Annotated in this window: 14 protein-coding genes and 1 pseudogene; 7 read left to right on the top strand and 8 right to left on the bottom strand. The window is 73.0% G+C overall.

Features of this window, described 5'->3' with window-relative positions; translation table 11 throughout:
• Nucleotide 1: 1 nt before the first annotated feature.
• Both ACQPZZ_RS13440 and ACQPZZ_RS13435 read right to left on the bottom strand, forming a co-directional pair.
• On the bottom strand, nt 2-1399 hold the full coding sequence (locus tag ACQPZZ_RS13440; RefSeq protein ID WP_432932034.1) for a PepSY-associated TM helix domain-containing protein: 1398 nt from the start codon (nt 1397-1399) through the stop codon (nt 2-4).
• A gap of 265 nt (nt 1400-1664) precedes the next feature.
• The gene (locus ACQPZZ_RS13435) at nt 1665-2234 is read right to left on the bottom strand and encodes a hypothetical protein (protein WP_432932032.1); all 570 of its coding nucleotides are present in this window, start codon (nt 2232-2234) and stop codon (nt 1665-1667) included.
• A gap of 291 nt (nt 2235-2525) precedes the next feature.
• Here ACQPZZ_RS13435 and ACQPZZ_RS13430 point away from each other — a divergent pair, with 291 nt between their 5' ends.
• Nucleotides 2526-3107, top strand: coding sequence for a histidine phosphatase family protein (locus tag ACQPZZ_RS13430; protein ID WP_432932030.1), 582 nt, complete (start codon nt 2526-2528; stop codon nt 3105-3107).
• 17 nt (nt 3108-3124) lie between these two features.
• Here ACQPZZ_RS13430 and ACQPZZ_RS13425 read toward each other — a convergent pair whose 3' ends face one another.
• The 3 genes from ACQPZZ_RS13425 to ACQPZZ_RS13415 form a co-directional block, all read right to left on the bottom strand.
• Nucleotides 3125-3400: a hypothetical protein gene (locus ACQPZZ_RS13425; protein WP_363646093.1), complete on the bottom strand. Its 276-nt coding sequence runs from the start codon at nt 3398-3400 to the stop codon at nt 3125-3127.
• A gap of 127 nt (nt 3401-3527) precedes the next feature.
• A complete protein-coding gene (locus tag ACQPZZ_RS13420; RefSeq protein ID WP_363646094.1) occupies nt 3528-3761 on the bottom strand; it encodes a DUF397 domain-containing protein in 234 nt (77 codons plus the stop codon).
• Nucleotides 3762-4583, bottom strand: a complete 822-nt coding sequence (locus ACQPZZ_RS13415; RefSeq protein ID WP_363646180.1) for a helix-turn-helix domain-containing protein — start codon at nt 4581-4583, stop codon at nt 3762-3764.
• A 199-nt stretch (nt 4584-4782) separates the two neighbouring features.
• On the opposite strand from ACQPZZ_RS13415, the gene ACQPZZ_RS13410 reads away from it, so the two are divergent.
• Together ACQPZZ_RS13410 and ACQPZZ_RS13405 are read left to right on the top strand one after the other, a co-directional pair.
• Complete coding sequence (locus tag ACQPZZ_RS13410; protein WP_432932028.1) at nt 4783-5292, top strand: ATP-binding protein; 510 nt, start codon at nt 4783-4785, stop codon at nt 5290-5292.
• A gap of 418 nt (nt 5293-5710) precedes the next feature.
• Nucleotides 5711-8098, top strand: coding sequence for a helicase-associated domain-containing protein (locus tag ACQPZZ_RS13405; protein WP_432932026.1), 2388 nt, complete (start codon nt 5711-5713; stop codon nt 8096-8098).
• 179 nt (nt 8099-8277) lie between these two features.
• Here the strand turns inward: ACQPZZ_RS13405 and ACQPZZ_RS13400 are convergent, their stop codons facing one another.
• Nucleotides 8278-9528 (bottom strand): ArgE/DapE family deacylase, encoded by a 1251-nt coding sequence (locus tag ACQPZZ_RS13400; RefSeq protein WP_432932024.1) that lies wholly within the window; start codon nt 9526-9528, stop codon nt 8278-8280.
• A 95-nt stretch (nt 9529-9623) separates the two neighbouring features.
• On the opposite strand from ACQPZZ_RS13400, the gene ACQPZZ_RS13395 reads away from it, so the two are divergent.
• Entirely contained in the window at nt 9624-10742 is a 1119-nt protein-coding gene (locus ACQPZZ_RS13395) for an endonuclease/exonuclease/phosphatase family protein (protein WP_432932022.1), read from the top strand.
• Here the strand turns inward: ACQPZZ_RS13395 and ACQPZZ_RS13390 are convergent.
• A pseudogene (locus ACQPZZ_RS13390) lies at nt 10643-11311 on the bottom strand (NADPH-dependent F420 reductase); the annotation flags it as partial. The gene ACQPZZ_RS13395 and the pseudogene ACQPZZ_RS13390 overlap by 100 nt on opposite strands.
• 94 nt (nt 11312-11405) lie before the next feature.
• Here ACQPZZ_RS13390 and ACQPZZ_RS13385 point away from each other — a divergent pair.
• Nucleotides 11406-11801 (top strand): winged helix-turn-helix transcriptional regulator, encoded by a 396-nt coding sequence (locus ACQPZZ_RS13385; RefSeq protein ID WP_432932020.1) that lies wholly within the window; start codon nt 11406-11408, stop codon nt 11799-11801.
• A 64-nt stretch (nt 11802-11865) separates the two neighbouring features.
• Here the strand turns inward: ACQPZZ_RS13385 and ACQPZZ_RS13380 are convergent, their stop codons facing one another.
• The gene (locus tag ACQPZZ_RS13380) at nt 11866-12414 is read right to left on the bottom strand and encodes a DUF1349 domain-containing protein (RefSeq protein WP_363646100.1); all 549 of its coding nucleotides are present in this window, start codon (nt 12412-12414) and stop codon (nt 11866-11868) included.
• A 347-nt stretch (nt 12415-12761) separates the two neighbouring features.
• Here ACQPZZ_RS13380 and ACQPZZ_RS13375 point away from each other — a divergent pair, with 347 nt between their 5' ends.
• Together ACQPZZ_RS13375 and ACQPZZ_RS13370 are read left to right on the top strand one after the other, a co-directional pair.
• Nucleotides 12762-13373, top strand: a complete 612-nt coding sequence (locus ACQPZZ_RS13375) for a hypothetical protein (RefSeq protein ID WP_432932018.1) — start codon at nt 12762-12764, stop codon at nt 13371-13373.
• 62 nt (nt 13374-13435) lie between these two features.
• On the top strand, nt 13436-13756 hold the full coding sequence (locus tag ACQPZZ_RS13370) for a GroES family chaperonin (protein WP_139578087.1): 321 nt from the start codon (nt 13436-13438) through the stop codon (nt 13754-13756).
• Nucleotides 13757-13857: the final 101 nt, after the last annotated feature.

The following is a 13857-nucleotide window of genomic DNA, read 5'->3' as shown; positions in this document are numbered from 1 at the left end:
GTCAGCCCGCCGGCCTGGTGCGGAGCCCGAGCAGGACGTCGATCGCCAGGAACGCGGCCAGGGAGATGCCCATCAGGGGCAGGTAGTAACCGACCACGACGGCGAGCAGGGCCAGCGGCGCGACGAGTCCCCAGTGCAGGCCCCGCCAGCCGCCCCGAGGGTAGGGCCGGCCGAAGCCGCGAGTCGGGCGGCGCCGCCACCACATGCGATAGCCCAGCACGATCAGCGTGATGAGCCCGGCGGCGATCGCGGCCAGGACGATCTGGTTGGCCAGACCGAACAGCAGCCCCATGTGCGCGTCGATGCCCCACTCGGTGAGCTTGGCGGCCAGCGGATAGTCGGCGAACCGCAACTCGCCCACGACCTGCCCGCTCGCGGGGTCGAACGCCAGCTGATCCAGTCGCGTGGGAGCGGTCTTGCGGATCTCCTTGACCACGTACGCGGCCCCGGGCTCGCCCGGCGGGACGATCTCCAGCGGGCCGGACAGCCGCCAGCTGGCCGCCGCCTGCGTGATCTTGTCGATTCCCACGTCCGGGGTGTTCCCGGCCTGACCGCCGCTCGCGGCGGCGTGTCCCGTGTGCCCGGCGTGCTCACCGAGATCGGTGCTGATCGACGGGGTGGCCCAGCCGAAGGCGGTGCGAAGTTCGTCGATGTTCGCTCCGGCGTACTTCGACCAGGTCAGGCCGGTGGCGGACAGGAACAGCAGGCCCAGCAGCGCCCAGAGGCCAACCGAGCCGTGCCAGGACAGCGTGCGGCGCAGCCCGGTGGCGGCGCGGTCCGGTGTGAACAGGCCAAGACGGCGGCCGTTGCGGCGGCGCCTGCTCAGCCACAGCGCCAGCCCGCCGAGGGCGACGACCCACAGCCAGCTGGCGGCAAGCTCGCTGTAGATCCGTCCGGGCTCGCCGAGTTGCAGACGCCGGTGCAGGTCGGAGATCCAGGCGCGCACGGGCAGCGCGCCGGAGCCACCGTAGCTTTCCAGCGTGCCGCGCACCTGACCGGTCCCCGGGTCGACGAAGACCGCCATCTGCGTGCTTTCCGGCAGGTTCGGCACGTCCAGCAGAACCCTGGTGGTCAGGCCGGGCTCGGCCGCGGGCCGTACCGCGGTGACCTTCCCCTCGGGCAGTGCCTGGCGCGCTGCGGCGACCTGCTCGCTCAGGGGGACGGTGGTCTGGCTCACCGGCGCGGTCAGCTCGTGCCGGTAGACGACGTTCTCGATCTGGAAGGAGGCGGCGTACAGCAGGCCCGTGGCCGCCGCGACGAGCAGGAAGGGGGCGACGAGGATTCCGGCGTAGAAGTGCAGGCGGACCACGAGCGGGCGCAGCGCCGCCCAGGTCGCGTGTCTGCGGCGGGGAGGCCGCGGGGGATCGACGGCAGGATGGACGTCGGTGGTCGAGGTCATGGGGGGTTCTCCGTTCGGCCGTGAGCGCGCGCCCGCAGGCACGCCTCACGAAGGCAAGGGGAGTGTCCGACGATCGCCGCCCGTCGCGAGCGGGGATCCCGGCGTACGCATCGGGTGGGGGTGACACCACGGCGAGACGCCTTCCGGGCCACGCACGGCGGGCGTGAGCGTCAGACACGAGCCGCGACCGCGCGGCGCGGTTCAGGGCGGCGGAAACGGGCGTGCGGCATGACGACAGCCGCCGCCCAGAGGGGGCGAGCCCGGGTCAGAGGAGGGTGACGACCGGAGGCGGACCACGCCGGGCGACCACCACGGCGAAGTCGGATCGGCGCGGGAGCGGAAGGGAGAACCGCCCCGGGACGCCCGGAGGGAGCGGGGCGGCGCCGGCCGGCGCGCCGGCGAGGACGACGGCCATCGCCCACAGACGGCGCACGGGCGTGACGGCCAGATGCACGATCACGGCCAGCGCCGATTCACCGCGTTCCAGGGCCCAGGCGGACAGGAGCGCCGTCGCGGCGTGGATCAGCAGCATGCCCAGCCCGGTGTGGTGCTCCCCCGTCCACGTGGGCGGCGAGGTGTGCGCGGCGCCGAGGGTGAACAGATGGTGCAGACCGTACTGTGCGGCGAAGCACGCGCCCAGCAGGACGTCCATCCCCCGTCGGCGGCCCGCGAGCAGGAACGCGCCCAGCCAGGTCAGCGCCAGCGCGGCGGCCAGGGCGCCGGCGCGTACGGGAGCCCCTCCGGCCAGCGTGTGCAGCGTGGCCGAGACCAGCACGCACGCCGCCGCGAACACCGCGGCGCGCAGAGCGCGCAGTGACGACCGGCCGGCAGACATGGCGCAATCGTGGCAGAGCGTCGGTGTCGCTGCCATCCTTGACTTGTTTGGATGCGGTCGGCTATATCTGTCCGTTTCCCGGCGCAGCGGCGCGGGCGGCTTTCACCGCGTGTGGCAGCGGAGGAGACGCCCGACGGCCCTCGTGACACGTGCTCTTGCGGGCCGCCGGCCTCGGGAAGGCCGCACGCACGTCCATCCGGCCCCCGGAGGGCGGCCCCGGACCTCGGTGGCCTCGCATCTCGGTGGGGGCGGTGGGATTGGAGCGCGCCGTGTCGGCAAGAGTGGGGTGCCATGAACGTCATCCTGCTGAGACACGGCGAGACCGAATGGAGCAGGGCCGGGCGGCACACGGGCCGTACCGACCTGCCGCTGACGCCGCACGGCGAGGAGCAGGCGCGCGCCCTGTCCCGCCTGGTGGCGGGCCGTTCGTTCGCCCTGGTGCTCGTCAGTCCCGCCCTGCGGGCCCGCCGTACGGCCGAACTGGCCGGCGCCGGGTCGTACGAGGTCGACCCGAACCTGTGGGAGTGGGACTACGGCGGCTACGAGGGCATCTCGACCGCCGACATCCGCGGGTCACGCCCCGGCTGGTACGTCTGGCGGGACGGCGTCGTCCCGGGAGACGAGGCGCACCCGGGTGAGACCGTCGAGCACGTCGGGGAGCGGGCGGACAAGGTCCTCGCCCGGGTCCGTCCGGCCGACGGCGACGTCCTGGTCGTCGCCCACGCGCACATCCTGCGCGTGCTGGCGGCCCGCTGGCTGTCGCTGCCCGCCGACCACGGCAGACACCTGCGCCTCGACACCGGCACGTACTCCGTCCTCGGCTACGAGCACGGAGACGAGCCCGTCCTGCTCCGCTGGAACGCGCCGGTGTGACGATCACGCTCTGACCGTCAGACCTGGGCGACCGGCTGGGGTTGCGGCCCTCGGCCGGTCAGCCATTCCAGGACCTTGCGGTGGCCGCGCCGGGCGTCCTCGAAGTGCCCCCACCGCCAGTACCTGGGCTGCTCCCGCACCCCGGTGACCCACGTCCGGTACGCCACCGCCCTGGGCCTTCCGTCCGCGGGGTCGGCCGGTGAGGCGACGCCGTAGGTGCGGATCACCACGCGGCCTCCGGGTGCGAACAGCACGTCGTCGGCCACCGGGTACACAGTCATCTGGTCCAGCACGGGGTCCCCCTTGTGAGCGTTCCTGGGACTCACTGTGCCGGATCCGTGTTACGCCTCCCGCGTCGCGCTGTTACGCCCGTGAGAATCGGGTGAACACGGAGTTACACCAGGCCGGACCAGAGCCGGATCACACCAGGAGGCCGTCGAACTCGCCGTCCTTGACCCCGAGCACCAGGGCCCGTATCTCGTCCCGTGTGTAGATGAGCGCCGGCCCGTCGGGATAGCGGGAGTTCCTGACGGCAACGCCGCCGTCGGGAAGCTCGGCCAGTTCGACGCAGTTGCCGGTCGAGTTGCTGTGGGCGCTTTTCCGCCAGGTGACGCCGGCGATCTCGGTTGCGGGCATCCCGTTATATGTCTGCATTTATGTCTCTCTGAGAAGTTCGCCGAGGATCTCGGCGGTGCCACCGGGCGTGGTGCTCTCCACGCACAGCTGCTCCATGGCCGTGAGGTAGGGATCGACGTCCTCACGTTTGTCCAGATAGAGCGCACCCCAGAGCTGCTCGACGTAGACCACGTCCGAAAGATCGGACTCCGGGAAGCGGAGGATGGTGAACGCGCCTCCCTCGGCAGCGTGCATCCCATAGCGGAGGGGCATCACCTGAAGGGTGATGTTGGGCAGCGTGGAGACCTCCAGCAGATGCTGGAGCTGATCCCGCATCGTCGCACCCCCTCCGATGGGCCGCTTGAGCGCGGCCTCGTCGATGACGGCCCACAACCGGGGGCCGTCCTTGCGCGTGAGCCTCTCCTGCCGCTGCATTCGTAGATGGACGCGCCGTTCGATCTCGTCATCCGAGGCGTCCGGATGACCGAGCCGGATCACCGAGCAGGCGTAATCCGCCGTCTGCAGCAGGCCGGGCACGAACTGCACCTCGTAGGTGCGGATCACGCTGGCGGCCTCCTCCAGGCCGACGTAGGTGACGAACCAGTTCGGCAGCACCTCGCCGAACTTGTGCCACCACCCGGGCGTGTTCGCCTCGCGGACCATCTCCAGCAGTCCACGCCGCTCGTCGTCGTCGTGGACGCCGTACAGCGTGAGGAGGTCTTCGACGTCGCGTGTCTTGAACCCGACCCGGCCGAGCTCCATCCGGCTGATCTTCGACTCCGAGGCACGGATGTGGAATCCGGCGACCTCGCGGGTGAGTCCCCGCTTCTCACGCAGCCGGCGAAGACTCGCGCCGAGCATGATGCGTCGAACGGTGGAACCGGATCCGGGCGGATCTATGGACACGTGCTATTCCTCCGCTTTGTGGACTGGTTCACAGTCTGTCAAAGATCGCCCCCTTCGTCCCAGTGGTGTCGGGGGTAACCGTAGCGCTTGCACAACCCGCTTGCACGTGCATTCGCTCTTGCACATGCACAGGAGTGTCCCTCATCATGATCTCGTGCAGCCCACGAACCTGACTCGTGGCCAGAACCAGTGGTCGGCGCTCGACTGGTGGCCGCCCATCGGCTGGTGGCCGGAGCCCGCGCGCGATCTCCTCGAACCCGGGTCGGCCACGGCCAGCGCCACCTTCGTCCTGCCGCCCCGCGCGGAGTCGGTCCACTCGGCGCGCAGCTTCGCCGCGGGGACGCTCTCGGGCTGGCGGCTGGCGGACCTGCTCGACGGGATGGAACTGGTGGTCTCCGAACTGGTCACCAACGCGCTCAGGCACGGCATGACGATCGCCGACAGCCGCGCACGGGAGGCCATGCGGCTGTCGCTGATCCGGCGGGGCGCGCACGTGACCTGCGCGATCACCGACCCCGGATCGGCCGCGCCGGTGATGCGGGATCCCGCGCCCTTCGAGCCGGGCGGCCTCGGGCTGCACATCGTGGAGTCGCTGAGCGTGTGCTGGGGATGGTGCCCGCTCGCCCCGCAGGGCAAGGCGGTGTGGGCCGTACTGGCGGCCTGAGCACGGGCCGGCGGACGGACGGCGGGGCCGGACGCCTCGCCGGGGCTCACCGCCGCCTCGGTCAGGGGATAGCGACCCCCTCCCTCGAGGCGCCGGGAAACCTAACCCGAGCGCCAGAACTCCCTATCGCCGGTCATGGTCCGCCGGCTGAAGAGCGCTCCCGTGCAGCCCGGAATGCATGGGAGCGCCCTCCGGCCGGCGGCCCGGATTCCCCGGAACCGCCCCGGACGCCGGGGGCGGCACGGGATGATGTGCGCAGAGCGGGCCACGGCGGCCCGGAGTGCTCGCTCCCCTTCCACCGGCGGCGGAGAATTGTGATCTTGGGACCCGTGACGTTGCGTTCTTTGTTCTCTCACGGGCCCCGCCGAGACCGCGATCTGCACTACGGTGGCTTCCTGGGACTCCCGAGAGATTCACAATGGACGATCACCTCATCGGCTGGCTGACCAGTCTCGACGAAGACAGGCTCGCCCGCGTGCTGGCCAACCGGCCGGACGCGATCGCCGCGCCGTGGCCCCGGCGCCTGGACGCCCTCGCGCAGCGGCTGACCGACACCTTCGCCGTCATGGAGGTCATGCGAGGCCTCCCCCTCCCCCCGCTCGAACTCCTGCAGGCGTGCCTGGTCATCGGCGGCCGTCCGACCGAGGACGAACTCGCCCGCTTCCTCGGCGTGAGCACCTCCGCGGTGATCGCCTGGCTCGACCGCCTGTACGACCACGCCGTCGCCTGGCCCGGCCGCGACGGCAGGATCACGGTGGCCGAGGCCGTCGCCCGCTGGTGGACCGCGCCCTGCGGCCTGGGCGAGCCGCTCAGCGCGTACCTCGACTCCTGGAAGCTCAGCACCGAGGCGCTGCGCCGCGTGTGCCGGATGCTCGACCTGTCCCCGCAGGGCGGCAGGCGCCAGGTGATCGCCCGGATCACCGCCGTGCTCGGCGACTGCGAGCGCCTGGGAGCGCTGCTCGACGACGCCCCCGACGGCACGCTCGGCATGCTCGACGACTTCGCGTGGGACGGCCCGGTCCGCAGCGTGAACGGCAACCGGTTCATCGCCCCGGGGACGCCGGAGAAATGGGCCCTCGACCGCGGCCTGCTCTTCCGCACCCAGTGGGATCTGGCCGAGATGCCGCGCGAGGTCGCGCTGGCGCTGCGCGGCCCCGACTACCGCGGGCCGTTCACGCCGTATCCGCCGGACCTGGCCACGACGGAGGTGGACGCCGACGCCGTCGAGCACGCGATGTGCCTGGCCGCGCCGCACGTGCTCGACCGGGCCACGGCGCTGCTGGAGAACGTCGACAAGACGCCGCTGCCGCTGCTCAAGAACGGCGGGGTCGGGGTGCGGGAGATCAAGCGGCTGGCCAGGGAGACCGGCTGCGCCGAGGACGAGACCCGGCTGCTGCTGGAGATCTGCGCCGTCGCCCGGCTGATCGCGATCGACGAGGAGGCGGGCGGGCTCACGCCGGCCGGCCGGTACGACACGTGGCGGCTTGAGGAGGCTCCGCTGCGGCTGTGCGTCCTGCTGGCGGCCTGGTGGCGGATGGAGCGCTCGTCGCTGCGCCGGCTGGAGGGCCGCCACCCCACCGCGCTCGGCGACGACCCGTCCGGCGAGACGATCGCCAGGATCCGGTGGGCCCTGTTCGCGGCGCTCGCCGAGATCCCCGAGGGCAGGGGCTTCGCGACGCTGCGTGAGCTGATGCAGCGGGTGCACTGGCGCGCCCCGCTGCTCGACCGGGAGCTCCTGGACGGCTGCGCCGCCGCCGTGCTGGAGGAGGCCCGCCTGCTCGGGCTCGTGGCCTGCGACGCGCTCACCGGCCTCGGCCGGGCGCTCGCCCCGCTGGCCGGCGTGGCCGGGAACGAGAGCCGCGAGTGCGTGCCCGAGGTCGAGCACGACCCCGCACTGGGGAAGGCGGCCACGCACGCGATGGCGAGCGCACGGCGCACGGCACTTTTCGGCGCCGACCTCACCGCCGTGGTGACCGGCCCGCCGTCGGTCGAGCTCGCCGCGCTGCTCGACCGCGCCGCGGACCGGGAGTCGCAGGGCGCGGCGTCGGTGTGGCGGTTCGGCCCCGAGAGCGTACGGCGGGCCCTGGACGCGGGCGACACGGCCGACACTCTCATCGCGGACCTGTCGGAGGCCGGGACACTCCCCCAGCCGCTGACGTATCTGATCAAGGACGTCGCGCGGCGGCACGGCGAGGTCACGGTGTCGTCGGTCGGCTGCATCGTCCAGGGCTCCGACCCCGCGCTGCTCGCCGAGATCGCCGCGCACCGCAAACTGAGCAAGCTGGGCCTGCGGCTGCTGGCGCCGACCGTGCTCGCCGGCGCGGCGCCCGCCCGGGCGACGCTCGCCGCCCTCAGGGAGGCGGGCTACGCCCCCGTGCCGGTGGACGACACCGGTGAGATCACGATCCGGCGCGAGCCGCAGGGCGGGCGGCTGATCCTCCTGCCCGGCGGACGGGTCGCCGAGCTCGAACCTCCCGGCCCCCTGCTGGAGCCACCGCCGGACCCGCGCGAGCACGCCAGGCGGCTGCTGGTCGGCGGCGCCCCGATGACCGCCTCAGCCCAGCCCCGCCAGACGTGGGCCGTCATCGGGCGCATGGCGACCCGGCTTCCGGCGGCGCAGCAGTCGCTGCTGGGTTTCGTCGTGGACCGCGACGTCCGCGCGATGATCACGCTGGCCGACGGGGTCACCGCCACGGTCAGCCACGGCGAGCTGCGCAGCGGCGTGCTCGACGCGTGGTGCGAGGAGGCCGGCGACTACCTGGAGTTTCCGCTCAACGAGATCGCCTCGGTCACCGCCGACTGCTGACCCGCGTGGCCTCTTGCGCGCGGGGCCTCCCGCACTCGGCGCGCGGGGCCTCCGGCACTCGGGTGCTCTGAGCCTTCCGGCGCTCGGACGCTCTGAGCCTTCCGGCGCTCGGACGCTCTGAGCCTTCCGGCGCTCGGACGCTCTGAGCCTTCCGGCGCTCGGACGCACCGCGCCGGCGCTCAGCGGACGCCGCAGCGGCGCAGGACGAGCAGGGCCAGGGCCCGGGTGACGTCGCGGACCTCCCGCAGGTCGACCTGCTCGCGCGGGGCGTGCGCGAACCGGACGTCGCCCGGCCCGTAGTGCAGGGTCGGCACGCCCGCCCCCGCGTACAGGCGCAGGTCGCTCCCGTACGGCGCGGCGGTGCGGCCCGGACGCGTTCCGGTCACGTCGGCCACGGCCCGGGCCGCCTCCTCCGCCAGCGGGTGCCCCTCGGGCAGCCGGCCGCTGGCGAACTGCCCGCCCGGCCAGGTGACGCGTACCGGGTTGTCCCGCAGCCAGGGGTCGTCCAGATCGGCGAGCGCCGTCTCCAGCGCGGCGCGGGCGTCGGCCGGGTCCTCGTCGAGCCGGACGCCCAGCCGCCCCTCGGCCACGAGCAGGTCGGGCACCGTGCTCGCCCAGTCGCCCGCGCGCACGGTGCCGATCTCGATCGGGTACGGCAGCGGGTTGCCCGCGAAAAGGGCGCCGGGGTCGGCGTTGCGCTCGCGTTCGAGCCGCCGGACGGCCTGGAGCACCGGCACGAACGCCTCGACGGCGTTGACCCCCTCGTAGCGGGTGGCGCCGTGCGCGGCCCGGCCGGCGACCTCGAGGCGGAAGGTCAGCGCGCCGGCGTTGGCGGTGATCAGCTTCCCGCTCGTCGGCTCGGTGATCACGGCCGCCTCCCCGGTGTGGCCCCTGGCCAGGGTGGCGAAGGCGCCCAGCCCGCCGTCCTCCTCGCTGACCACGCAGTGGACGGCCAGGGGACGCGCGAGCCGTACGCCGGCCACGCGCAGCGCGCGCACGACGGCGAGGTTGGCGGCGAGACCGGCCTTCATGTCACAGGCGCCGCGGCCGTGCAGAGTGGTCGCGGTCAGGCGGGCGCCGAACGGGTCCTGCCCCTCCCATTTGCCCGGGTCGCCGATCGGCACGACGTCGGCGTGCCCCTGCAGGATCAGCGCGGGCGTGCCCTCGCCCTCGGTGACGCCGACGACGCCGTATCCCTCGGCGCGTTCCGCCTCCGTGCCGGGGAACCCCTCGCGAGAGCGCAGATCGTCGAGGTCGAGCTTCCACATGTCGACATCGAGGTCCCATTCGGCGAGCATGCGGGCGCACCTGTCCTGCAGGTCCGATTCGGCGTCGGTGCCGGTGACGCTGGGCACCCGGACCAGGCCGGCCAGCAGGCGCACGGTCTCCGCCTCGTCGATGGCGTCCAGGACTCTCGTTTCGGCATCCATGCGGCAGACTGTACGGCGTTCCCCGGTCGCCTCCGGAAGCCCAGGCCGCACGTGCACGAGCGCCGTACAGTGGATCTTTCACGAAGGAGTCCGGGATGGCGAGACCGACGGCGGGACGGGCAGGCCGCCCGGGGGTGTGGCGCGGCCTGCTCGCATGGTCGGCGGTCGCGCCGTTCGCGCTGTGGGCCCTGCTGCGGCTGGTGCCCGGCGACGTGCACTTCCGGTGGGTGCAACTGGTCGCGTTCACGCCGTACGCCGCCCTCGCGTCGGTCGCCGCGCCGCTGGTCGCGCTGCTCGTGCGCCGCCGGGCGGCGCTGGTCACGGGCCTGGCGATCACCACGGCGCTCGCGGCCTGCGTGCTGCCCCGGGCGCTGCCGGACCCGGACCCCGTCGACTCGCCCGGCACGGGCGTGCGGGCGTCCGGCGCCACCGGCCCGGTCCTCCGGGTCCTGTCGGCCAACCTCCTCTACGGCTCCGTCCCGCCCGTCGCGCTGGTGGACCTCGTACGGCGGCTGCGCCCCGACGTCCTGACGCTGCAGGAGCTGACCCCGGAGGCCTCGGCGGGCCTGCGCGGGGCGGGCCTGACCGCGCTCCTGCCGTACGCGGACGACCGGGCCCAGGAGGGCTCGGGCGGCTCCGGGCTCTTCACGCGGTTCCCCCTCCTGCCGGAGAACCTCGCGGACTTCGCCGGCCGCCGGCAGGCGGCGGGCATCGTCGAGGTCCCCGGCGCCGCGCCCGTCGCCGTCGTGTCCGTGCACCCGTGCGCTCCGCGCTATTCGTCCCGGTTCAGGTGCTGGTCGAAGGGGCTCGCCTCGCTGCCCGGCCCCGGCGGGCCCGTACGGATCCTGTCCGGGGACTTCAACGCGACGCTCGACCACTCCAGGGTCCGTCGCCTGCTGGACGCGGGCTACCGGGACGCGGCCGACGCGACCGGCGAGGGCCTGACCGGGACCTGGCCGTACCGGCCGTGGGACCTCAGGGGCCTGCCGGTGCCGCCCGTCACGATCGACCACATCCTGGTGGACCCGCGCGTCTCCGTCCGGGCGTTCGGCGTCCACCGGCTGCCGGTGACCGACCACCGCGCGATCTTCGCCGAGCTGGCCGTGCCTGCGATTCAGGGGCGCGCGGCCCGTTCCGACGCCGGGAAGGCGAACCTCGGCTCCCCTCCGGACCACCACACGCCGATCGCGAGCGCCGCGGTCGCCTCCAGGTAGGCCGCACGGGACAGCCCCCCGCAGGGCATCGGCGTGCATCCCATCGACCTGATCAGCGCGGCGGTCCGGTCGAGGCTCCCCTGGTCGTCGCCGCAGAACGGCACCGCCAGCGGGACGCCCTCGAACGCCGGCCGTGGCAGCGCCCAGATGCTCTCGTGGCACAGGTTGAACGCCTTGACCACATGGGCGCCGGGCGCGGCGTCCGCCATCAGCCTGGCGATCGAGACCGTGCCTCCCGAGATTGGGCCGCCCGTCGTCAGCATCGGCCCTCCGGGGCCGGGTGCGAGGGGGTTGGTGCAGTCGGCGACGGTCCGTCCGGCGAGTACGGCCGCGAGCCCGTTCACCAGTTGCGGCGCCACGCCGGCGGGAACCGCCGCGAGGACGAGGTCGCCGTGGGCCGCCGCGTCCGCGAGGGCGCCGTGCCCGGCGGCGCCGATGCGGGCCGCCGTCGCGGCGGCCGCGGCCCGGTCGCGTCCGCCGACGAGCACGTCGTGCCCCGCGCGTGCCCACGCGCCGCCCAGCGCCGTGGCCATCGCGCCGGTGCCGAGGATGCCGATCCGCATGGCAAGTCTCCGTTTCCCAGGTGAATCAGGTGCCGGTCCGCGACGCTAGGCGAATCGACGCACACCAGACGGTGTCCTTCGGAAGCGGCAGGATGAGGCCATGGACACGCTCCCCGACGAGACGGCGTACACCTCCGACTGCCGGGCGCGGCTGGCGTTCGAGGTGCTCGCGAACCGCTGGGACAGCGTCGTGGTCTACACGCTCGGCGAGGCGGGTCCGATGCGGCCGCGGCGGCTGCTGGCCAGGATCGGCGGGATCGGCCCCAAGGTCCTCAACGAGGCGCTGCGGCGGCTGGAGTACAACGGCCTGGTCGAACGCCGCGCCTACGCCGAGGCGCCGCCGCGCGTCGACTACGCGCTGACGGAGGCGGGCACCGCGCTGCTCGCCCCCATGCGCGCGATGGGCTTGTGGGCCGCGTCCTACGGGGACGCCGTGCTCGACGCCCAGGACCGGTTCGCGGCACGCGGGCGGGAGCGGCGCCGAATCGGCACGTGATTCCGGTTCACGGGCCGACGGGAACGGGCACCGCACCGTGCCGCACCGCACCAGGACGTGACGGCTACGCCAGCGACACGCGGGTGAAGCGGGTCTCGAAGCCCTTGCCCGTCGGGGCGGCGCACATGACCCCGGCGAGGGCCGGCACCTGCGGCGGGAAGTAGGCCAGGCGCAACATGTGCTCCGGCTCCGCGCCGTTCACGCCGCACCGGACGGTCACGGCGTCGCCGGCCCGTTCGAAGTCGAACGTCGCGGAGACGAGGCCGGCGGGCGCGGGGGTGACGGACCAGTCGGAGAAGCCGCGGGTGACGACGACGCTGAGCTGGTGGCCGCCGTCGACGAACTCGACCCCCGCCTTGATCCAGTTCTCCTCGTCGATCCGCAGCACGGCCCCGGCCTGGTCGTACTGCTCCGCGTAGTCGGCGTCGAACGTCACCGTCAGCCGGACGTCCCCGGCGACCTGGCGGCCGAACATGTGAGCGGTGTCGAACGAATAGCCGTAGTGCGTCTTCTGCCACAGGTCGGTCTGGGCGCCGGCGACGGCCCGCAGGCCTTCCCCGGTCCGTGACCACTCGGCGGGCTCGTTGGTCCATGTGAAGCCCTCGAACGCCATGCCGCCCCCTTGCCTCCGCTTTTACCGATCTCGCCATGAGAGCGGCTCCCGGGACTCCACGTCAAGGACGATCTACCTGCAATTTAGATCGATTTGTCCTCTTTACTCCCTCTTTCCCTATACTCGTGCTCCACATCACCTTTGGCCCTGTAAATCCCATACCTCGCACAACCGTCGTCTCCCTGCCCCCAGGGAACGCGCCGCCCGCTTCCGGAGCCTTGCCCCTCTTCGAGGGCGCTCCACCGTGCCGGGCGCGCACGCGGAACCCGCCGGTCGGCGGGACTCCTCGACGACGGTGAGGCCCTGTTCCCCGAGGGCCGCCCCGCGAGCGAGACGAAAGGAAGCCCATGCACAAGCGAGCCCGTCAGGCGATCACCATGGCGATGACCGCGACCACGCTCGTCTCCGGTGCGGCCACCGCCGCGCAGGCCTCGGTGATCCCGCAGGCTCCCTCTTCCCCGCCGCTCTCCCCGCCGTTCTCCCCGGCGACGGCCGCCGCCCGCCCGGCCCCGGCCGACGCGGCCTCCCTGGATCTGGCCTCCCTGACCGCGGCCTTCAACGCGGCCCTCCGCACGGCGTACAAGGACGTGAAGAAGGCCGCCTCCCTGCCCTCCGGCGTCTCCACCGCCACGTCCTTCTGGGACGCCGAGACCGCGTCCGGCAAGCCGATGCGCTACAAGACCCTCGCAAGCCCCTACTGGCCCCTCGGCACCGAGGTGCGGATCACCTACAAGGGGAAGAGCACGATCGGTGTCGTCGAGGACTTCGGCCCGGCCGAATGGGCCGTGGCCCAGCACGACATTCCCGCGATCATCGACCTGTCCGAGAAGATGATGGCCGACCTGACGGGCGTCGCCTCCAACACCGTCCACGTTCGGTTCCAGGTGCTGAAGTGGGGCAAGGGCGGCGTCTACCGCCGCTCCGGGACCGGCTACGACCTGGCCATGGGCCGCCGGTGAGCCCCCGCCGCCGGTGAACCTCCGATGACGGTGCCCGGGGCCGCTCCGCGTACACTGCCAGCGTGGCTGACCCGAAGTTCGAGATCCAGATGCTGCACGACCGCGTGATGGTCAAGGTCGAGCGGGAGCTTGAGGAACGGCGCAGCAGCGCGGGCATCGTCATCCCGGCCACGGTCAAGATGGCCAACCGGCTCGTCTGGGGCGAGGTGTCCGGCGCCGGCGCCAGCGTCAGATCGGTCAAGACCGGCGACAAGGTCCTGTTCAACCCCGAGGACCAGTACGAGGTGGAGGTCCAGGGCCAGCTCTACCTGGTCCTGCGCGAGCGCGACCTGCACGCCGTGGCGACACAGCAGACCGACCACGGCACCGGCCTCTATCTCTGACCCCCCCGCCGGCCGTTCCGCCGGCCCCGCCTCCCGGGAAGTTTCGGGACGCGGGTTCGGTCCGGGATGAGCCGGGACGCCAGCCTTCTCGCGCCACAGGT

This window comes from Microbispora sp. CA-135349, from assembly GCF_050947365.1.
Lineage (GTDB): Bacteria > Actinomycetota > Actinomycetes > Streptosporangiales > Streptosporangiaceae > Microbispora.
The sequence above is the reverse complement of the archived record's forward strand: the minus strand, read 5'-3'. Positions and strand labels throughout refer to the sequence as shown.